The organism is Saprospiraceae bacterium, from assembly GCA_016709995.1.
Lineage (GTDB): Bacteria > Bacteroidota > Bacteroidia > Chitinophagales > Saprospiraceae > JADJLQ01.
Genome location: JADJLQ010000001.1, coordinates 1,025,253 through 1,044,371 on the forward strand (window position 1 = coordinate 1,025,253; position 19,119 = coordinate 1,044,371).

General features: G+C 39.3%; 20 protein-coding genes, 1 tRNA gene and 1 pseudogene. 5 read left to right on the forward strand and 17 right to left on the reverse strand.

Annotated features, from left to right (window positions below; translation table 11 throughout):
- The first annotated feature begins 2 nt into the window (after positions 1-2).
- The gene (locus IPJ09_04280; GenBank protein ID MBK7370651.1) at positions 3-839 is read left to right on the forward strand and encodes an MBL fold metallo-hydrolase; all 837 of its coding nucleotides are present in this window, start codon (positions 3-5) and stop codon (positions 837-839) included.
- Here the strand turns inward: IPJ09_04280 and IPJ09_04285 are convergent.
- The 11 genes from IPJ09_04285 to IPJ09_04335 all read right to left on the reverse strand — a co-directional run bounded on the left by IPJ09_04285 (position 836) and on the right by IPJ09_04335 (position 10,577).
- Entirely contained in the window at positions 836-1,474 is a 639-nt protein-coding gene (locus tag IPJ09_04285) for an RNA methyltransferase (GenBank protein ID MBK7370652.1), read from the reverse strand. The two genes, IPJ09_04280 and IPJ09_04285, sit on opposite strands and share 4 nt — an antisense overlap.
- A gap of 7 nt (positions 1,475-1,481) precedes the next feature.
- The gene (locus IPJ09_04290) at positions 1,482-2,870 is read right to left on the reverse strand and encodes a hypothetical protein (protein MBK7370653.1); all 1,389 of its coding nucleotides are present in this window, start codon (positions 2,868-2,870) and stop codon (positions 1,482-1,484) included.
- Positions 2,827-4,359, reverse strand: a complete 1,533-nt coding sequence (gene guaA, locus IPJ09_04295; GenBank protein MBK7370654.1) for a glutamine-hydrolyzing GMP synthase — start codon at positions 4,357-4,359, stop codon at positions 2,827-2,829. Before guaA ends, IPJ09_04290 begins: the two co-directional genes overlap by 44 nt.
- Before the next feature lies 1 nt (position 4,360).
- Positions 4,361-5,263, reverse strand: a complete 903-nt coding sequence (gene nusB, locus IPJ09_04300) for a transcription antitermination factor NusB (GenBank protein MBK7370655.1) — start codon at positions 5,261-5,263, stop codon at positions 4,361-4,363.
- A 162-nt stretch (positions 5,264-5,425) separates the two neighbouring features.
- Positions 5,426-6,901: a DoxX family protein gene (locus IPJ09_04305; GenBank protein ID MBK7370656.1), complete on the reverse strand. Its 1,476-nt coding sequence runs from the start codon at positions 6,899-6,901 to the stop codon at positions 5,426-5,428.
- Positions 6,901-7,458, reverse strand: coding sequence for a DUF1599 domain-containing protein (locus IPJ09_04310; protein ID MBK7370657.1), 558 nt, complete (start codon positions 7,456-7,458; stop codon positions 6,901-6,903). Before IPJ09_04310 ends, IPJ09_04305 begins: the two co-directional genes overlap by 1 nt.
- Positions 7,459-7,520: 62 nt before the next feature.
- Complete coding sequence (locus IPJ09_04315) at positions 7,521-8,405, reverse strand: porin (protein MBK7370658.1); 885 nt, start codon at positions 8,403-8,405, stop codon at positions 7,521-7,523.
- Between the two features lie 33 nt (positions 8,406-8,438).
- The gene (locus IPJ09_04320; protein MBK7370659.1) at positions 8,439-9,002 is read right to left on the reverse strand and encodes a YceI family protein; all 564 of its coding nucleotides are present in this window, start codon (positions 9,000-9,002) and stop codon (positions 8,439-8,441) included.
- Between the two features lie 9 nt (positions 9,003-9,011).
- Entirely contained in the window at positions 9,012-9,425 is a 414-nt protein-coding gene (locus IPJ09_04325; GenBank protein MBK7370660.1) for a hypothetical protein, read from the reverse strand.
- Between the two features lie 10 nt (positions 9,426-9,435).
- Entirely contained in the window at positions 9,436-9,828 is a 393-nt protein-coding gene (locus IPJ09_04330) for a hypothetical protein (GenBank protein ID MBK7370661.1), read from the reverse strand.
- An 11-nt stretch (positions 9,829-9,839) separates the two neighbouring features.
- Positions 9,840-10,577 carry a hypothetical protein gene (locus IPJ09_04335; protein ID MBK7370662.1) on the reverse strand — a complete coding sequence of 246 codons (738 nt, stop codon included), beginning with the start codon at positions 10,575-10,577 and terminating at the stop codon, positions 9,840-9,842.
- 634 nt (positions 10,578-11,211) lie between these two features.
- Here IPJ09_04335 and IPJ09_04340 point away from each other — a divergent pair.
- The 3 genes from IPJ09_04340 (at position 11,212) to IPJ09_04350 (ending at position 12,593) form a co-directional block, all read left to right on the forward strand.
- Positions 11,212-11,481 (forward strand): GIY-YIG nuclease family protein, encoded by a 270-nt coding sequence (locus tag IPJ09_04340; GenBank protein ID MBK7370663.1) that lies wholly within the window; start codon positions 11,212-11,214, stop codon positions 11,479-11,481.
- A gap of 58 nt (positions 11,482-11,539) precedes the next feature.
- Positions 11,540-11,613 (forward strand) — tRNA-Arg (locus IPJ09_04345).
- 83 nt (positions 11,614-11,696) lie between these two features.
- The gene (locus IPJ09_04350; protein ID MBK7370664.1) at positions 11,697-12,593 is read left to right on the forward strand and encodes a tetratricopeptide repeat protein; all 897 of its coding nucleotides are present in this window, start codon (positions 11,697-11,699) and stop codon (positions 12,591-12,593) included.
- Positions 12,594-12,650: 57 nt separating this feature from the next.
- Here IPJ09_04350 and IPJ09_04355 read toward each other — a convergent pair.
- The 6 genes and pseudogenes from IPJ09_04355 to IPJ09_04380 all read right to left on the reverse strand — a co-directional run bounded on the left by IPJ09_04355 (position 12,651) and on the right by IPJ09_04380 (position 17,212).
- Positions 12,651-13,303, reverse strand: a pseudogene (locus IPJ09_04355) (NDP-sugar synthase).
- Between the two features lie 22 nt (positions 13,304-13,325).
- Positions 13,326-14,270, reverse strand: a complete 945-nt coding sequence (locus IPJ09_04360; GenBank protein ID MBK7370665.1) for an SDR family NAD(P)-dependent oxidoreductase — start codon at positions 14,268-14,270, stop codon at positions 13,326-13,328.
- A 65-nt stretch (positions 14,271-14,335) separates the two neighbouring features.
- The gene (locus IPJ09_04365; protein ID MBK7370666.1) at positions 14,336-14,797 is read right to left on the reverse strand and encodes a hypothetical protein; all 462 of its coding nucleotides are present in this window, start codon (positions 14,795-14,797) and stop codon (positions 14,336-14,338) included.
- On the reverse strand, positions 14,734-15,252 hold the full coding sequence (locus tag IPJ09_04370) for a glycosyltransferase family 2 protein (GenBank protein MBK7370667.1): 519 nt from the start codon (positions 15,250-15,252) through the stop codon (positions 14,734-14,736). The genes IPJ09_04365 and IPJ09_04370 overlap by 64 nt, the downstream gene beginning before the upstream one ends.
- Before the next feature lie 253 nt (positions 15,253-15,505).
- Positions 15,506-16,201, reverse strand: coding sequence for a glycosyltransferase (locus IPJ09_04375; GenBank protein MBK7370668.1), 696 nt, complete (start codon positions 16,199-16,201; stop codon positions 15,506-15,508).
- A 6-nt stretch (positions 16,202-16,207) separates the two neighbouring features.
- Positions 16,208-17,212, reverse strand: a complete 1,005-nt coding sequence (locus IPJ09_04380; protein MBK7370669.1) for an NAD(P)/FAD-dependent oxidoreductase — start codon at positions 17,210-17,212, stop codon at positions 16,208-16,210.
- A 294-nt stretch (positions 17,213-17,506) separates the two neighbouring features.
- Between IPJ09_04380 and IPJ09_04385 the strand changes: the two genes are divergently transcribed.
- Positions 17,507-19,114: a hypothetical protein gene (locus IPJ09_04385; protein MBK7370670.1), complete on the forward strand. Its 1,608-nt coding sequence runs from the start codon at positions 17,507-17,509 to the stop codon at positions 19,112-19,114.
- The last annotated feature ends 5 nt before the right edge of the window (positions 19,115-19,119 follow it).

Below are 19,119 nucleotides of genomic sequence, written 5' to 3' on the forward strand. Positions count from 1 at the left end.
CCATGACCATACGATTTTGGGGTACCCGTGGCTCCATCCCAACTTTTAATAATGATACCCAGACTTTTGGTGGCAATACCTCCTGTGTGACTATAGTCGATGATGGTGTCATGGTCATCCTTGACGCCGGTTCAGGAGTCAAGATTCTTGCGGATAGCAATTATATCAAATTTTTCCATGAATTTCATATTTTACTCACCCATATGCATTTTGATCATATTCAGGGGCTGGGTTTTTTCACACCGTTTTTTAATCCCAAAAACAAAATCAACATTTACGGGCCAGCCTCCAATTCGGATGAATTGATCATGACCCTCACCAAATATCTTTCTCCACCTCTTTTTCCTGTCCGGATTAGGGATTTTAAAGCCGAATTACAGTTTTTCGCAATGCCTCGAAGAAGTTTAAAAATAGGTCACCTTGAGATTGAATCCGCTTTTGTTTGTCATCCCGGGCCTACTCTCGGATATCGAATCAACGATGAAAAACATACGGTCACCTATATACCGGATCATGAAGTCTCACTAGGCACCGGAGATACACCCAAAACGCATGATTGGACCTCCGGATTTGATTTAGCTCATCAAGCGGATGTGCTGATCCATGATGCTCAATACGATCATAATCAATACCTTGAAAAAGTAGGTTGGGGACATAGTTCATTTCCGCAGACGATTCAGTTTGCACGTGAAGCCAAAGTAAAAAAGTTGTATTTTTTTCACCACGATCCCATGCACTCTGATCAAAGGTTACAGGAGATGCATAAAATATATGTGCCTGAGGATCTTCCGTTTGAAGCCAAACTAGCCAAAGAATCAGATACCATAGAATTAGGCTAGCCTTTTTGAATTTTGATGGAGTTTTTGCCTTTTATCCTTAAAAGTTCTCTCTGAGCATAGTGGTCAAAGAGTTCTTCCTGTTCTTGAGATGACAGTGTAGGCTCATCATAATATCCCTTTAATTTTCGCTGGCGATACCCTTCGTACAAAGTGACGGCACAGGCTACCGATATATTCAGGCTTTGAACCATTCCTACCTGAGGTATAATAAAATTGCCATCTACATAAGACAGTGCTTCATCGCTTACACCAAAATGTTCGTTTCCAAACAAGAGCGCTATTTTCTCCGTAAAGTCAATTTCATATAATCCTTTACTGCCGGGCAAAATTTTAGTCGCCCATATTTTCTCATATCCTTTGCTGCGGACATAATCCATCCCTGTTTTGATATCATCAAATTCATATACTTCAACCCACTTTCTGGCACCTGAAGATGCTCTTTTGCCCAATATGAATTGTTGATGTTCTTCGGCGTGGCTATAGATTAGAAAAATTTCACGAATACCTACTGCATCACAAGTCCGCATGACTGCACCAATATTATGTGGATCCCTTACATTCTCTAATATGACAGTAAAATGCGATTGTCGCTGCCTGATAAGTCTTTTGATCTTATCTTGTCTTTTCTCCAGCATATGCTGATTATTGGACTTTATTGAATCGGAACTGGTCAAATTGAACTATAAATAAAGCTTTGTTTTCAATGCATTGGATATTCAACAATCGGTCATCAATCGGTTTAGAAGCGTCTATGATTTTCTCCAATCTAAATCCTGAAGCTAATCCATATTGGGTACTTATATCGCCATAAATTGGGAATTTTCGACCATAGGTAGCCAACATTTTTGCCAAATATCGTATAGCATCGTATCCTTCATAGGCTTCTCTCATAGGAAAAGTTTGATACGCTTGAAAAAACGACTTTTTAAAGGAGGCCACTTCTGAGGAATTAATATCAGCGAAAGAAGAAGTAGTAATTATTACATTTAACTGCGAAAATAAACTATAAAAATCCCTGGGATAGTCCAGCCAGGATGGCATCCCAATCACTGTCACAGCACGCTGTTTCCGCATCACATTGATATGTCTCAAAAAGTTAAACACAATATTGGGGTCGTCAAATTCGGTTACGATGTACACCGATTTAGTAGTGTCCATATACTTGTAGCCCTCTTCAAATTTGAAGTCATCCTTAACAATGCTTTGAGGAAGGTTTATTTTTTCTGAGCCCGATAATTTTTGAAGTTCGTTTTCAAAATAAGCCATCAAAGCTTTTGACCTCTCACGACCCACTACACAGATATCCGACGGTTTAAACTTAGACATTATAAATTTGCTGAGCTCTTCACAGTGGGTCGGCAAAGATGCTTTTAACAACACATAATTTTCACTGATGTTTTCGAGCGTCCTGAAAGAATTCCATGGTGCAACCATAGGCACATTCATTTCTTTGGACCATTTGGCTGTTTCACTGAGGTGGTCTCTACGCAAAGGGCCTATTACCAAATCGGCATTAGCCATTGTAGATCCTTTTAATATCGGAATGATAGCATCCGGGGCTGCTTTGACATCGATGACATCAATATTCATTTTAACTGAGGTATCCAACCATCCGGCAGCTCCCATTTTCATCCCAGCATAATAGTGAAAAAACTTCTCAGTTCCCTCGCTGGCGAGATCGCGTCCCAGGTCATCCTCCGAGACCGGCAGCAATACGGCTACATGGTATTCTTTCTTTAATGCATTGTTTAGCTTATCCTCAGAAATGGCCTCATCTTTGATTAATGGGCCTTGAGTAGATTCTTTCCAGACTACTGTATCAATATGGGTATTTTGGGCGTTGGCAGGTTCAAACTTGCCGGTTTTGGGATTATAAACCTCAGGCTTAGAAGTCACCACCTCCGGCTTAACTGGTGCGACTACTTTGGTCGGACCGGAACAAGCAAACATTAAAAGCAGGCTGATGGAGGCTATGACTGTACCCCAATTATTCCCACTCAATGGTAGCTGGCGGTTTTGTGCTGATATCATAAACTACTCTATTTATCCCTTTAACTTTATTTATTATTTCATTGGAGACTTCCGCCAAAAATTCATAAGGCAATTTACTCCATTCAGCGGTCATGCCATCCATCGAATTTACCGCACGCAATGCCAGGGTAAATTCATAAGTCCTTTCATCGCCCATCACTCCGACTGAACGCACGGGCAGGAGTATAGCGCCAGCCTGCCAGACAGCGTCGTAGAGTTCATATTTTTTCAACAGTGATATGTAGATCTCATCAGCTTTTTGAAGAATATCTATTTTGTCCTGGCTGATATCGCCCAATATCCTGATAGCTAGACCAGGACCCGGAAAAGGATGACGCTTCAATATAGAATCGGGTATGCCCAATTCATGACCTATCTTTCTGACTTCATCCTTAAACAACATTCTCAACGGCTCAAGTACTTTTAAGTGCAATTTTTCAGGTAATCCCCCAACATTGTGATGTGACTTTATCGTCACCGTCGGGCCATGTACAGAAACGGATTCGATCACATCCGGATAGATGGTCCCTTGTGCAAGCCATTTGACCTCACTCAGGGAGGTAGCTTCTTTTTCAAACACATCTATAAAAGCTTTTCCAATAATCTTGCGCTTTTGCTCAGGATCAGAGACCCCTTTGAGTGCTTCGAGGAAATGAGTCGATGCATTGATCGATTTGACATTAAAACCATGTTCCTCGTAAACCTTCATGACCTGGGCTGTCTCGCCTTTCCGCATCAAACCATGGTCGATATACACCCCATGTAGGTTTTTTCCAATAGCACGGTGTATCAGCGCTGCAGCTACCGTACTATCCACTCCTCCGGAAATAGCGAGCAAAACATGCTCATCACCTACAGCCTCTTTAATTTTTGCTACTTGTTCTTCAATAAAAACAGCGGGAGTCCAATCGCCCTTAAAGCCGGCGATATGGATAAGAAAGTTCTCTAGTATCTTTTTTCCTTGCAGAGAGTGAGTCACTTCAGGATGAAACTGAATAGCATATACTGGAGCCATGTAAGCTTCAGATTTAAAAGCCGCTACCGGAATAGATTCAGTCGAAGCAAGCAAGGTAAAATTGGAAGGTATTTTTTTGATGGTATCTGCATGAGACATCCAAATTTGAGACCCCGCCTTGACCCCATCAAAAAAGCGGTCAGCCGTTCCCACCAGGTTTAATTGGGCTTTGCCATATTCTCTATGGTCTGATTTGACCACTTCACCACCTAAGCTATCAGCCAATAATTGAGCCCCATAACAAATGGCTAAAACCGGTACCTTCCCCAATAGGTCTTCCAACGGAATTCGTAAGGGGTTTTCATCCTTGACAGAACAAGGGCTGCCGGAAAGGATGACAGCCTTAGTATGCTCATTGATTTGATATTGAGAAAATGGTTTGATTTCACAATAAATATTAAGCTCCCTAATTCTACGGGCAATGAGCTGGGTGTACTGAGAGCCAAAATCAAGAATTAATACTTGTTCGTGCATATTATTCTGCGAGTAACCCTCTGCCGGACTTTTTAATTAAATTCTTTTGAAGGAGATCTTTCATGATCTTATCCAATACTCCATTGATGAACTCTTTGCTTTTGGGGGTGGAATAAATTTTTGAAAGCTCTACATATTCATTGAGCGTGGCATTGGTAGGGATCGATTCAAAATTGAGAAATTCTGCAATAGCCATTTTAAGTAATATCATGTCTACCACTGCAACCCTTTCAGCTTCCCAGTTTCTAAGAGTTGGCTTGATGATCGCAGCATATTCTTCATCGTTTTCGACAACCGCATGCAAAAGGGACTTGCCAAATGCCAGAGTATCAGTCTCCGTCAGCATATACTCTTTATAAAATTCATCTTTGGCTGGCAATGACTTCAGCGTTTTTTTGATAGCGCCGATGATGAGCGAATCATCATCTTCCCAATTATAAAGTTGATCTTCGACAGTCTCATTGAATAACACATTTTTTCTCAGAAAACGGTAGAGTTCAAGAAGGGTCTCAAGGTGGTTTTTATCTTCTGTAGCCTTATCTGCATAAGCCTTGTACCAATCTAATTTGGCAAACTCACTGTAAATATTCTTAAGTACATCTTCGTCAACCCATTGTACAAAACCGCCTTTGTCAAATAATTTTTGAAGCTTCTTGTTCTGCACCAGGCTCTGGATCAATTCGTTTTCATATAGAACGGGAACAAAGTTTTTATCGTCCACAGACGGCAAATATTTATTTTGGATTTTGTCTGCTACATTTTTGGCCTGTTTGCAGATATGCTGAACCAGGTACAATTGAAACAAATACAGATTAAAAGAATTTTGGATCGACTGATCAAAAATTTTGGGAAGGTGTGTTTCTAGCAGGTAAGGATCTCTGTTTTTGGCAAACAAGATCTGCATAACCTTGACTCTTAAATTTCTCCTACTTAACATGGGCTGTTGTCGTCACTTCTGATGGCACAAATATAATGAATTATACTATATCCAATTTATTAATTCATAGTTCAATGAAGTCTTTCCTGTTCCCAAAAACAGATCTATACTTTTTAAACTTAAGAAGGGTTATTTCATCAACGCACGAAGCTCTTCCAGGCTCGGCAATTGTTTATAGTGCCATTTTTGAATTATTTTTCCGTTTTTCCATAAGATCAGACCTGGATTAGATCGCATAATTGTCTTTAAAAGGATATCATCTGCCTGATAAATTGGGTAAGCTGCATTAATCTTTTGTGCAAAATCATTCATATGGCTAGACCCTAATCCGCCAGTTACCGCAAAAGTCTTTATTCCTTCCTTTGTGAGCACATTCACCAGCGGATTGATCTGCTGATCAAAAATGTCAAAATCTGCTTTGGTAGGTTCAAATTGGTCCACTTTATTTGTGACTTGGTTCGTTCCTGCAAAGATTTTCAATCGCACGGTGTCCTTATTTTGGATTACCAAAGAGTCAATAAATATACTGTCTGTCTGTACTTTATCTACAGTTATAGTATTACCATGTATTTTATAAGCATTGACCATCAGCGAATATCCCTCGTTATTTAAAATATCCAATGTAACATCAGTCCCATGCTCGTCTAGTATCTGAAATTCACTGACTTTAGTTTTAGTGACAGTGGACTCACCATATACAAACTTGGTATCCCAATCTTCTTTAGGATATTTCTTAAATTCTTTCATATAGGTGGCATATGGCACACTGAGGATTTCGCCGGACTTTTTATTTTTCACTTGCGCCTTTTCAATCTGTACGGCCTGTGCAGCATCAAGTTCCATCTTACGGGTAGTCGCTATATCGGCGCCATTTCTAAATGGTCTAAAATCCCAAATTGGTTCATTCATAAAAGTATTGTACGAACAAAACAACAAACTAACCAACAGACTTATTACCATAATGCCTCGTCTAACACCTACAGTCCAGAGTTGATGCTTAGCTTTAGCCCAAATCACAAATAGGACACCGGGGATCAACAAGAATAGATCCTTAAAAAAGGAAACTTTAGGATCCAACTTGAGAAAGTCACCGAAACAACCACAATCTGATACCCTCATTTGAAGAGGTTCGTAGTCTCCCCAGGCACTAAAATCAAAAAAATTGGAATTGGACGGAACATATCCGGTCAAATAAGTAAAACCGGTGAGTTTCGTAAAAAAGATCAATAATATAAGCAATATCCAAGCGGTGAGTTTAGGAGCATATCCAATGATGAGGGCTACTCCCAAAAGTATCTCCAACAAGATCATAAAAATCGAAAACGATACTGTATAGTGAGATAAACTGGAAAATAAAGGCACCAGGAAGCTGGCCTTAGTCGCTTCAAATGTTTGCTGAAATGCTGCGAAATACTGTTCCATTTTAAAGGCAGTGCCCATCGGATCCACCGCCTTGACAAAACCTGAAAAGATAAACCAGACCCCTACAAAATTCTTTAAAAAGGATAACCACCAATGATCAGGTTTCTTCACCCATTTGCCAAAAATATAAGTCAAAAGCAGGCCAATGGTGGCAAAAGCAAATATTAATGTACTCAGCGTCATCAGAAATTGGGATTTAGTGATTGGTTTATCAAGATCAGTGCAAAAATAGCGTAATTCATGATGTCCATAAAATTGGAGTCTACCCCTTCAGATACGAGGGTATTCCCTTTTTTATCTTCTATTTCTTTGATCCGGATTATTTTCATCAGTATAAGGTCAGTCATGGAGCTAATTCTCATGGATCTCCAGACCTCATCATAATCGTGGTTTTTCGCCAGCATCAATTGATAAACCTTTTCAGCTTTTTCGTCATAAAAACCGACCACATTGGATTTACGCAGTTCATCTGCAATGATTCCATTCTCCCTGTCCAGCTGTATGAGGGCCATAATACAATAATTGACAATCCCAATGAACTCATTTTCAATGCTATCCTGTATTTTTTGATCCTTTTTGGTATCAATAGATCTGATCCGGGCAGCTTTGATATAGATCTGGTCAGTAATAGAGGATGACCTTAAAACCCTCCAGGCTGTCCCGTAATCGTGGTTTTTTTTGAAAAAAAGTTCTCGACATTCGTTTAATACAGCAGTAAATTGCCGGGGAGTTTCACTCATGCCGCAAATATACAAATATCAAGAATTGGCTGAGCAAGGGGCCGACCCAATCATGAGCCGATCTAATTCTTTGGTTTCCTGATCGTAAATACTCGGGAGATATTAAACCCAAAATGGATATCGCCCTGTCCCCAATCACCTACCGTTTCAGCGATATACCCTTTTTCTATCATGGAAGTCGAATTGGAAGCGTGCAATTGAAAGACATGACCTCCGGTCTCTATATCGAAACCTATGGACAATGAAGGTTTATATTCTGAGGAGATTTGATTAGGCAGAAGATAAATATATTCGGCATTCAGAGAAGTTCTTTTGGACAGTTTTATTCGCCCTCCAGCTCCGACGGCTAATACATCATTTTTTTCATTGGTAGTAAGGGTTAGATTCCTGTGAACCACTGTCGGGGATATTTGCAATGAAAGTCCCTCAGTGAGTTTTGAGCCTATGATTAACTGACCGGTGTAAAACAGGTTATTGACGAAAAAATTGGTACGATCAGGTGTGGTGTTGACCGTTTTAATCGCAGATCCACCGAACACACTCACAGTCAAAGGAAAAGACTTGTAGCCGGAAGTCTGTTTAAACAAGCGCCATTTAAAATAACCATCTACTGTTTTTTCAAAGGAGCTTCGTCCAACACCAATCATTAACCCTTTGGAGATACCATATTCTCCCCCTATTCTGATGGAAGCCTGATCCAGGCCGAAAAACTCTCTGACCCCACTGCTGAGGAACCCGAATCTGTGGGAAATCTTAAAGTCAAAAACCCCAGCAGCAGTTTGCTCTATGGAGGGTAAGTTGATGACTCGGGTGGTCTTGAAGGTGGCTGTTACAGGTTCTTTGACTTTTGCATCAAGAGAGTCATTCAAAAGTGAAAGGAGATCTTCCTGACTATATAATGAGATGGAAACAAAGCTGCAAAAAAGGAGTAGTATGAATCGGTTCATAAAATTGGATAAAAATAAAAGTACTAAGATAGGTTATTGAGATTTCTTGAGTTCTTGAAGTTCAACTTGAATGGTGACTTTGGCAGTTTTGGCCACTTTATCACTAACGAGTGAAGGTATCGAGATATCAAAGTCACCTACTGTAAGATTAAAATCAGTATCGGCTGTAATTTTACCTCCACTCACCCTGAAATTGACCACATTGTCAACAGACTTGGTGACGCCATGAATCGTTATTTTTCCTTCAAAATTGCCTTTATACTTGCCATCTTTTAAAAATTGTACTTCTTTGATATTTGAAATGGTTCCCTTAAATATAGCTTTGGGAAATTTGGTTGATTCCAAATAATTTTCATTAAAATGTTCCTGCATCAGGGCTTTGTCGAAATTGAATGATTTGATGAGTACGGCCATCTCTACTGCTCCAGTTTCTGCATTGAGAACACAGTTTGCAGATTTCGCTACAGCTTCGATTTTTTCTAATGGAGAACTGGCTTCAAAATTAACGACCCCGGTTTTCGTGTAATAGATCTGCCCGTGAAGGGGTATCAGGCCAATGAAGACTAAAGCAAGGCTTATAAAACTTATTTTTTTCATTTTTTTTGATTACTTGATTAAAACACATCGGTCAATAACTACATCTGCGAGATATCCCGAGCAGATACCTTTGAAACGAACTTCATCTCCAATTGTAAAAAGATGATCTTCATGTGCAGAAAAAGGGTCCAAATTGCAGATAACAGAAGAAAGTGGATCGGCAGTTTCCAACATAACTATCGTCTGCTCCCCTTCTTTTTTTATTTCTCCGATTTTACCACTGACAGTAATTACTTTATCAAGGTGCTTTTCATTTGCAGCAGCTTCATTTTTGTTAAAATCGGCCATGAGATCAGTAGCATTTATACTGGTTTGAGATTCTGCAGAAGTCATATCTGTGTGCGGCTTGTTATATATTTTGTAGCCAATGAAGGCCCCAATGATGCCAAGGAAAACAATCGTTAAAAGAATCTTTGATTTCATAATAATCTATTTAATTATCCTGGGCTCCTCCAGCCACCCAGGATTCTAATTTGCTGATATCGCAGGATGATCTTCTTGGAGTAGAAGGTGGCATTGGCGAAACCCCAGATTCATGTTTAATACTTCTCAACATCTGCCCGTTGGAGATATAAGTCTGTGTCTCAGCATAGTTATCTAAACTTATATTTCCATTTTTACTTCCTTTCACATGACAGGTGCAATTAACATCCAAAAACGGTCTTACAAATCCCTTATAGGTAACATTTTCACTGTTACATATCCCTGGATATAAAGTCTCTTCATTATCATAATAACATCTGGTCATCGTCAACACAAGCCCAAGTATCAATATCTTTTTTACAACAGACTCTTTATTCATCCCTGACAGTCTAAAAAAAATCATAATTTTTTCCATTAGTTGTTCACTGATCCATTTCGAACCCAAATTTCGATCTTTTTTATGTCACAGCCAATCAATTGTGGTAAATCCAATGGCATCCTGATATAACCAGGCTCCCATTTCAGCGATCCGAGTAACCTACCTGTTTTCAAAGCATCTACCACATACTTATAGCCGTCCAATCTAATTCCGGAATAACTGGTGATAGAACCATGACATCCTGTGCAATAGCCTTCAAATATGGGTAAAATGTTCTTTGTAAAAGTTATGTTGGTAGTGTCGCATGTCGATACTGCAACGCAGGAATCGTTGGTGAGCCCTCCGGTGATCCAACGATTAATTAGACTTATTTGTTTGCTAGTCAACCTATTGTAAGGAGCAGGCGGCATCACATCTTTAGCTTTGCTGGCTGTAATGACACTATATATATTACTATTCTTCGGTTTGCCTGATATCAGCCCCTTTTTAACAATATGTGCATAATCTGTAAGGACATATCCTTCTTTGGCAGATCTGGCATCATGGCAGCCTGTAATGGCACATGAATTCCTGAAAATAGGCAGTATATCTCTATTAAAATAAATTATGCTTGTATCACATCCTGAGTCAGAACCAGGAAAAGTGGTAGTATCTACAGGATCTGGCTCCACTGCAAGACTAAATGGATCGTGAGTACAAGAAGAAAATGTCAAAATAATCAAGCTAATGATAATAGCAACGGATAAAAATATAGATAAAGTGCTGTTTTTCATTTTTTAAAGTAGAATCTATTCAATTATCAGAATACCTGTTGGAAACGAATCTATGATTAACATTGTTTTGAACCACCCAATCATTACTCATAACGTATTCAAAAAAATTGTAAATATGTAGTTAAGCTATAATATACATGATACGAAATATTAGCTGGTTAAGTTGGCTCACTCTCTATAAAAAACTAAAGCATAATGAGCATATAGCCTCTTACAATAAATTTAGGTATCAGATTGACAGAATGGTTGCATGTCAGGCATATAAAATTACTGTTGCCACCTGAACACAATCTCATTTTTTCAAAACACAGGTGTATATGCGAGCTTTAAGAATGATATTGGTTGAGGTTTGAATGCCAGTCTCTAAGAATATCCAGATCGAATATCAGCCAGAAATCGTGAAAAATATCTAAAATCAGGTTCTGGAAAGGAATTTCTTAAAAGAGTTATCAATTTAGACTCAAACGCCGGTATTTCAGATTGAATGCTTTTCACTGTATTGATTCTTTTTGATTAAATTTGCACCGCTTTATTGAAATTTTGGTCCGGTAGCTCAGCTGCCTGCCTGCAGGCGAGGGGCAGGCCTGCCTGCCGGCGAGGCAGGGATAAGCAACTGCCTTCTAAGCAGTAGGTTATGCAAACATTTGTTTATGTAATTCAAAGTTCAAAAGACTTCAGACTCTATGTTGGGATGACAGGGAATGTTGAAAAACGGATTGAAGAACATAACAAAGGATTGACTCCTTCAACACAATTTTACCGTCCCTGGAAATTGGTATATCTGGAAGAATATCCAGATCGAATATCAGCCAGAAATCGTGAAAAATATCTAAAATCAGGTTCTGGCAAGGAATTTCTTAAAAGAGTTATCAATTTAGACTCAAACGCCGGTATTTCAGATTGAATGCTTTTCACTGTATTGATTCTTTTTGATTAAATTTGCACCGCTTTATTGAAATTTTGGTCCGGTAGCTCAGCTGGATAGAGCAACTGCCTTCTAAGCAGTAGGTCACTGGTTCGAATCCAGTCCGGATCACTTTTATAGTTTAAACTAAGGAATTTTTAAATAACTTATCTTACCTGAGATACTATTAATTTTATCCCAATTTTATAAATTTCATGAATAAATACCTTTTCTTGCTTACCTGTGTTTTTGCATTTTCATGTAAAAAGAATGTCCCTCAAGCATTACAGGCCATCGATAGACTGGAACAGGAATATGACAAAAATAAGGACCCTAAGACCCTCGAATCTTTACTGGCGGAATACATCAACTTCGTCACAGGCAATGCTGGTGATAAAGCGCAAAAAATAGAAATCCTGGAAAAGGCTGAAAAATTAAGTGCTTCAAATAATAGATATTTCGAATCAGTTACTTTTCTCAACACCTTGATAAAAGAAGATCCGGAATCAGCCAAAAATCCTGATAGAATCTTACAATTGGCTGATCTTATGAAAAATGTCATCCGCAATGAGAATGCAGCTAACACTTTATATACCGGATTTCTGGACAAATATCCTCAACACCCCAAATCACCGGAAGTACAAAAAATCATTGGCGACCAACACCTGCCTTTAAAAACAATGATTCAAAACCTGGCTGGCAAGATGTATGACGATACTTTACACCAATTCAACGAACTGGCTGCTACTCAATATGTTGACGCTACAGAAGCCTATGTATTGATCAATCCTGATGATCCCGAAAGTCCCGATTTATTAAACAAAGCAGCCGAGACAGCCCGCTCCTTAAAAACCTTCAATAAAGCAATCTCTTTGTATGATTGGGTGATAGAAAAATACCCTACGAGCAAACTGGCATCACAAGCTTTATTTTTAAAAGCGTTTACTTTTGACAACGAACTTCATGACATTGAAAACGCAAAATTCTATTATGAAGAATTTATCAAACGCTACCCTACCAATGATTTTGCTGATGATGCTAAAGTATTGATGGACAACCTGGGTAAGTCTGACCAGGAGTTTCTGCAGAGCATCCAGGGGGAAAAGAAGTAAATGCCGTTTTTTTTTCGGTACAAGAAAGCATTTCTATAATACCTTATTTATCAGTACTTAAAGGTTTATATTGGATACATTGAGCAGATTAAGTTGATCAATGGTATCAATTGCTGTCCATCTAGAAGGATAGATATCCGAACAAAATAATTGACCTTCCTGTTTGGCATCGTTCCATACATCATAAAAACTTTCAGTCGGCCTGGATATTTTATTGAGCATACATGGATTAACTATCTGTATACCAGAGCAATATAAATTGGTGGTGATTTCACGGGATAACTGGGTGACTCTATTATTCTCATGCAATATATAGTCACCCTCCAGGCCCGGAACAGGGACCACAGGCACTAATAAACATGCAGGTGAACCCAAATTAATATATTCTTTATATAATAAATCCAAATCTAATTCTACTATATTATCACAAGTCAGTACCAACAAAGGTGCATCAAGATATTGCAATAAAGTATTATAAATCCACCAGGCATTTCCTTTCCCATCAGTATTAAAAATAGTGCTAATTCCTTGCTGGACTGTATGTTCGGCAACCATATTACCTTTATATCCTACAGTGATGTGGATGTTAGCGATATGTTGTTTGAGGAAGTTAATGCCATGAGAGATCAGGCTATGTCCATAAAGTGTCACCATTGGCTTGGGTACAGAATCTGTCAATGGCATCATACGCATACCCGGCCGGCGGCCATGATCAGCGCGTGTTGAATAGAATTATACGGTGGGTTCGCGATTTATAAATTCTAATAATTCTTCTTTAGAAAATTGTGGTGCGGAAGAAGAGATGAGGTGGTCTACAACAGGGTGATCCGGTCTCCTGTTAGGTGTAAACAAATAGTGTACAAGTCCATCCAGCTCTATTCTTTCGCTATACTCCAATTCCGAATCTCCAAGCAGATATTCATCTACACGTTCTCCGGGGCGAGCAGCTATCTGCTCCCAACTGACATGTTTTTGCTCAGCAAACAAATCCAGAATATCTTTTATAAGCACTGCCTTCATATCGGGTATCAAGATGCCGCCTCTGATGAGGTCGATATGATTGATAGCTCTTATGACCAGATCAGCCGCTTTTTCTACACTAATAAGGTACCGCCTCATATGAGGACCGGTTGATTGGATTTTACCATTCAATTGGACCATTTTTTTCCAAATCGGGAATACAGAGCCACTAGACCAGGCAATATTGCCAAAACGAACGCAAGCAAAGCGAGTATCTGACCGGGTGTCAGAAGCGCTAAATAATCGCTCCATGAGGGCCTTGGTCAGTGCATAGGTATTGGATATCGGTGGTGCGGCCTTATCTGTTGAAATACCGATGACCATTTTACAACCTTGATCAATAGCAAGCCTGGCTACATTGGCGGATCCATTGACATTGATATCAATGGCTTCGAAAGGCTCTCGCTCTGAGATATCGACAAATTTGGTGGCTCCGGCATGTATGACTATATCAGGCTTTACCTGATTAAAAGCATCTCGAATCGACTCCATCGAGGAGATATCAGCCGGTATAGCCTGACACCCTGTCGTCATTTGAGCGAAAGAATTTTGTGTATTATTTCTACCACACAGATATACTTGGTAATTGCTTTTTAGTTTTATAGCCAGCGCCCGACCTAAAAAACCGGTTCCTCCTGTGATTAGGATTTTCTCCATCATATGCAAAAATAACCTAATATCTGAATATTTTTAATATCGAGGCATAGACCAAATCTAGATTTTCAATACCAAAGTCTGGCTTCGACCTTTTTTAAGTAAGCGAAGGCCTCTTTGGATAAGGGTGCTCGCACCGTAGTTGAAGGTATTCTCATTATTTGTTTGATACCTGGTATAAAGTAACTATAGTCTCCTTTCGATTCCCTCAAGTGCTGCATAGCCCAAAAAAAAGCTGTAGAGTAATAGTACTTTTTAGGGAGATACTTATAACTAATGCGGGATTTATTGACCCAATTTAACATGGATCGCTTTGGCGGTGGGAAACGCTCCAAAGGAGACTCTTTATGTAATACAGTCACCTTATCCGTGTATATAAAACAGTATCCAGCGCCGATCAACTTTAAAGCTAAGTCATATTCCTCCTGGGCAAATGAAATATCTGTGGTATAAAATCCGGTCTTTTCTATACAGGACCTCTTGAGTGCACATGCTCCTCCAGGGAAAAAATAGGTTTGAAATGAGGACAATCCACCGTATTTTTAAAATTTTTATGGGGAAAGCCTGACCATTGTATCTGGTGGTTGATGTGATAAACCAATTTAAATACTACAATAGCTATTTCTCGGTCAGTATCCGTTCTTTCAAATTCACGAACGATTGATGACAAGCAATTTTTGTCTTCCATTAAACAATCATCATCGGGCATGACCACATATCTGCCTTTGCATAACTCAAACGCTTTATTCTTACCACCGGTCGCACCAAGATTGGTTGGAAGAAGGTGATATTTTACACGAGGATTGTCTAGTTGGGCAACAAAGTCTTCCACTACAGCATAACTGGAGGTAGACCCATTGTTGATAATAATTACATCTTCGATAAACTCTTCAAAATCGTCCAGGGCCATAATATTATGTAATAGATCGAGCAGATCATCTGCCCTATTGTAGCTACTGATCGCAAAACTGATATCCCTGATCATGAATTTAAAATTCTTCTGATATTTCTAATAGTAAAGTCAGTCAATTCAAATGTTTTCCGTTGGTAATAATGCCATTGTCCCAATAGCCTATGACTCCTGTAACTTGACACAGCGTGGAGTGTCGGCAAACTTTTCACAATATTGGCTAAAAATGCCGTTAAATTCTCCTCTTTTACAAACTCATTCGGTTCGTTATTCAGAAAGTATGGTTCATTTAAATATTGAAGATAGAGATCATCATTATTGTCTACATCTATGATATGATTGATGGCTGCATGGAAGTCTGGAAAATCGTGGATATTGATAAAGCTTTAGTATTAAAGTCCCGACCTACCAGAGGGTTCCCCCAATATATGGGCAGACTATGCATCATCATAGGTTGAAAAATCTTTTCTGTGGTATATCCGGGAAAACTGCTGTTTTCAAAAGCCAAAGTAAATTTATAATCCCTTACAAACGTGTTTTTATCTTCCACCAGATGACCAATATTGTTTTTGAATCTCCCGCCCGAATCAACTTTTTTGTATTTATTAAGAAGATTAAAAAACTTGTTTCTTTCCTTGCCCTGGGGATTGGACACTACAAAATTGCAAAATTTGGTTTTGGAAATCAAAATTTCCTGTGGGTCCTTTGGAAAGCATAATTGATGTACATCTCCGTATAATGCATACAGTGGAAAACGATAATTTTTTTCGCTGACCGGGTAATCAAAGGACAAAGAAAAGTCACAGGCATCATAATCCGGTCGGATGTTTTCACCGGTATAAAATATTTTTGGACAACGATATTTAAAGTGACCATTACCATAGTATGAATAAAACACCAGGTCAGGGTGTTCGTGGTCGATCTGAACTTGAGTTATTTTCCTTAGACAATTGATGAATATATTGTCCTCCATGTTTAGTTCAGGCCAAAAGTCACAAAATGTTATGCCTAATTTATTGTCCATATCAATTTACAACCCTTTGATCCCAGTCACTGTCGTGTACTTGAACGACAATTTTTTATCAGGATAGATATACTGAAAAGCCGATTGGCACATCAGGGTCGCTTCATGAAAACCGCATAATATAAGTTTTAGTTTGCCCGGATAGATATTGATATCACCGATCGCGTATATCCCGGGAATATTGGTACTATAATCCAGCGTATTCACAGAAATAGCTTGATGATCGAGCTGGAGGCCCCATTCAGCGATCGGCCCAAGTTTTGGGGTAAGCCCAAAAAGCGGTAAAAAATAATCAGCCGGTATAGCCATATCTCCATCCACATCGTGTTTAACAAGAACAGAAGTCAATTTTTCATTGCCAATTACATCAATGACCTGGGCCTGAGTCACCAGCTTGATTTTGCCGGATTTATGGAGTTGCATTACTTTTTCTACAGAGTCTGGTGCCCCTCTAAACTCTGTTCTTCGGTGGATCAAAGTCAGCGAAGCAGCTTGCTCGGCTAAAAATATAGCCCAATCTAATGCTGAATCACCTCCGCCAGCAATCACCAAATTTTTGTCTGCATATTTCGATGGATCTTTAATAAAATAATCGATTCCCTTATCCGCTAACCTATCTATGTTGTCTATGGGTGGCTTACGTGGCTCAAAACAACCCAATCCTCCGGCGATGACGATGACCGGAGCTGTTATTTTTGTGTCTTTGTTGGTGATTACAATAAAGCTACCGGTCTCGCTTTTAATTATTGTCTCAGCCCGCTCGCCCAGTGTGAAGCCCGGTTTAAAAGGTTCTATTTGTTTTAAAAGGTTGGTCACCAGGTCACCCGCCAATATTTTCGGGCAACCCGGGATATCATAAATTGGCTTTTTAGGATAAATCTCTACCAACTGGCCACCTGCCTGGGGCAAAACATCAATCAAATGGCATCTTAATTGGAGCAAGCCAGCCTCAAACACTGCAAACAAGCCACAGGGTCCCGCACCTATTATTATAATGTCTGTTGTAATCATATAAAGCGCGCAAAGATAATTAGATGATGTCAAGGACCATACGATTCTGATTATATGATTTTTGCCATTTTTAAAAATATATGCTCCATTTCCAACCAAATCTTATAAAGATGTTTGTCCTTTTGAACATTCTTTCTATTTTTAATCCGAGATTCAGCTATGTTAAAGTCTTAATTTATTAATTTTGCATGGCAATATCAACGTTAAACTATCGTTAAACTGAAAAGTTAGTCGGACAAATTATATCCCCAGAAAAATTACTTTTGTTAAACCCTGAAAATTTAACCAAACTACATGAAGTTTATACCGATTACTTTACTTGTTGTCCTGGCCAATTTATTAAGCTTTTATCCTAACCGCAACTATTACAGTACTACCTTCACGCAGCATAAAGAAGGTACTCCAGAACATCCTTTATTTAAGGTAAAACAATCCAATCTGCGATCCAACCAGTTTGCTGGCCAACTGAAAAGAGGCACCATCCTTCAGATAGATAGTAGCAGGCTCCATGAAATAAAAGATGCTAAAAGTTTTAAATTAGAGCTCGATATTCCTTTTCAAAATCAAATCATCCAGGTAGAATTGCACCAGGTCAATCTATTTGCAGATGATTTTAAGGTCAGGACCAGTGACCGCAATGACCCCTACCCTGTCACTCCGGGGCTATTTTATTCCGGCCATGTCAAAAATGATCCCAAATCTCTGGTGAGCTTTTCTATATTTGAGGGCGAAGTAAATGGGATTTTTTCCTTGCCCGAGCTTGGAGATATCGCATTGGTAAAGACTACCTCTGCTGAGGATGAATACATGGTATTTAGCGACAATGACCTTACCGGGACACCAGACAAATTTGAATGCCTCAACCAGGATAATGATACAAAACTAAATAAAATAAGATCCCAGGTCGAACAACACCTGGAAGAACGTGCTGCGGGATGTATCTCGGTAGATTTTGAATTTGATGACGAAATTTATAAGGATTTTGGCAGCAATATTACCACTGTCACCAACTGGTTTACTTCTTTATTTAATCATATCAAGACCATCTATGCTAATGAGCAAATCGAGATCACCATTAAAAGTCTATATATCTGGACCACCGCAGACCCTTATAGTTCTACTGTAGGCACAGCTTTAGACCAGGTGATGGCCTCCAGGCAGAATGACCCTAGTTTTACAGGCAATCTTCATCATCTTGTTTTGGGATACGTATCACAAAGTGTAGGGATTAGTGGTGTGGCTTATGTAGATGTATTGTGTTCACGCACTTACAGGTTTGGCACTACGCGGTTGTACCAGTACACTACCTGGAGTACTTTTCCTTCTACTTATCAATGGGACATCGGATCGATAGCCCATGAGATCGGCCACAATTTCGGGTCTCATCATACTCAATGGTGTGGATGGACAGGAGGTCCCATAGACAATTGTTATGCTGTTGAAGGCACCTGCTCACCAGGACCTGCTCCTGTCAATGGGGGAACCATCATGTCTTATTGTCACCTCAATACCAATTATCCAATGTCCAATGGCTTTGGTCCACTACCACACACAGAAATCTATAATAATTTTGTAGCTGCGACCTGTAAGTCGACTAGCTGTAGTGGGATAGTGACGCCGACGCCAACTTGTAGTGATGGGATACAGAATGGGGATGAGACGGGTGTGGATTGTGGGGGGAGTTGTGTGGCTTGTGGGGGAGGTGGTGGATGTACACTTGGCTCAAACTTAAGTCAAGGAAGAATTACTGTAAGTCAATCTAGTACATATTCTAATTCCTATCCAGCACCAGCTGCCAATGATGGAAATCTCTCAACATTTAATCATACTTCAATAGAAACTAGTCCTTGGTGGCAAGTTGACATAGGTTCAGTTAAAACAATTGGCAAAATGAAGTTGTAAATCGA

What these genes read in the sequence shown, in the direction of transcription:
- IPJ09_04280 (MBK7370651.1), top strand. Translation starts at nt 3, where the DNA reads ATGACCATACGATTTTGGGGTACCCGTGGCTCCATCCCAACTTTTAAT.
- IPJ09_04285 (MBK7370652.1), bottom strand. Translation starts at nt 1,474, where the DNA reads ATGCTGGAGAAAAGACAAGATAAGATCAAAAGACTTATCAGGCAGCGA.
- IPJ09_04290 (MBK7370653.1), bottom strand. Translation starts at nt 2,870, where the DNA reads ATGATATCAGCACAAAACCGCCAGCTACCATTGAGTGGGAATAATTGG.
- guaA (MBK7370654.1), bottom strand. Translation starts at nt 4,359, where the DNA reads ATGCACGAACAAGTATTAATTCTTGATTTTGGCTCTCAGTACACCCAG.
- nusB (MBK7370655.1), bottom strand. Translation starts at nt 5,263, where the DNA reads ATGCAGATCTTGTTTGCCAAAAACAGAGATCCTTACCTGCTAGAAACA.
- IPJ09_04305 (MBK7370656.1), bottom strand. Translation starts at nt 6,901, where the DNA reads ATGACGCTGAGTACATTAATATTTGCTTTTGCCACCATTGGCCTGCTT.
- IPJ09_04310 (MBK7370657.1), bottom strand. Translation starts at nt 7,458, where the DNA reads ATGAGTGAAACTCCCCGGCAATTTACTGCTGTATTAAACGAATGTCGA.
- IPJ09_04315 (MBK7370658.1), bottom strand. Translation starts at nt 8,405, where the DNA reads ATGAACCGATTCATACTACTCCTTTTTTGCAGCTTTGTTTCCATCTCA.
- IPJ09_04320 (MBK7370659.1), bottom strand. Translation starts at nt 9,002, where the DNA reads ATGAAAAAAATAAGTTTTATAAGCCTTGCTTTAGTCTTCATTGGCCTG.
- IPJ09_04325 (MBK7370660.1), bottom strand. Translation starts at nt 9,425, where the DNA reads ATGAAATCAAAGATTCTTTTAACGATTGTTTTCCTTGGCATCATTGGG.
- IPJ09_04330 (MBK7370661.1), bottom strand. Translation starts at nt 9,828, where the DNA reads ATGATTTTTTTTAGACTGTCAGGGATGAATAAAGAGTCTGTTGTAAAA.
- IPJ09_04335 (MBK7370662.1), bottom strand. Translation starts at nt 10,577, where the DNA reads ATGAAAAACAGCACTTTATCTATATTTTTATCCGTTGCTATTATCATT.
- IPJ09_04340 (MBK7370663.1), top strand. Translation starts at nt 11,212, where the DNA reads ATGCAAACATTTGTTTATGTAATTCAAAGTTCAAAAGACTTCAGACTC.
- IPJ09_04350 (MBK7370664.1), top strand. Translation starts at nt 11,697, where the DNA reads ATGAATAAATACCTTTTCTTGCTTACCTGTGTTTTTGCATTTTCATGT.
- IPJ09_04360 (MBK7370665.1), bottom strand. Translation starts at nt 14,270, where the DNA reads ATGGAGAAAATCCTAATCACAGGAGGAACCGGTTTTTTAGGTCGGGCG.
- IPJ09_04370 (MBK7370667.1), bottom strand. Translation starts at nt 15,252, where the DNA reads ATGATCAGGGATATCAGTTTTGCGATCAGTAGCTACAATAGGGCAGAT.
- IPJ09_04375 (MBK7370668.1), bottom strand. Translation starts at nt 16,201, where the DNA reads ATGGACAATAAATTAGGCATAACATTTTGTGACTTTTGGCCTGAACTA.
- IPJ09_04380 (MBK7370669.1), bottom strand. Translation starts at nt 17,212, where the DNA reads ATGATTACAACAGACATTATAATAATAGGTGCGGGACCCTGTGGCTTG.
- IPJ09_04385 (MBK7370670.1), top strand. Translation starts at nt 17,507, where the DNA reads ATGAAGTTTATACCGATTACTTTACTTGTTGTCCTGGCCAATTTATTA.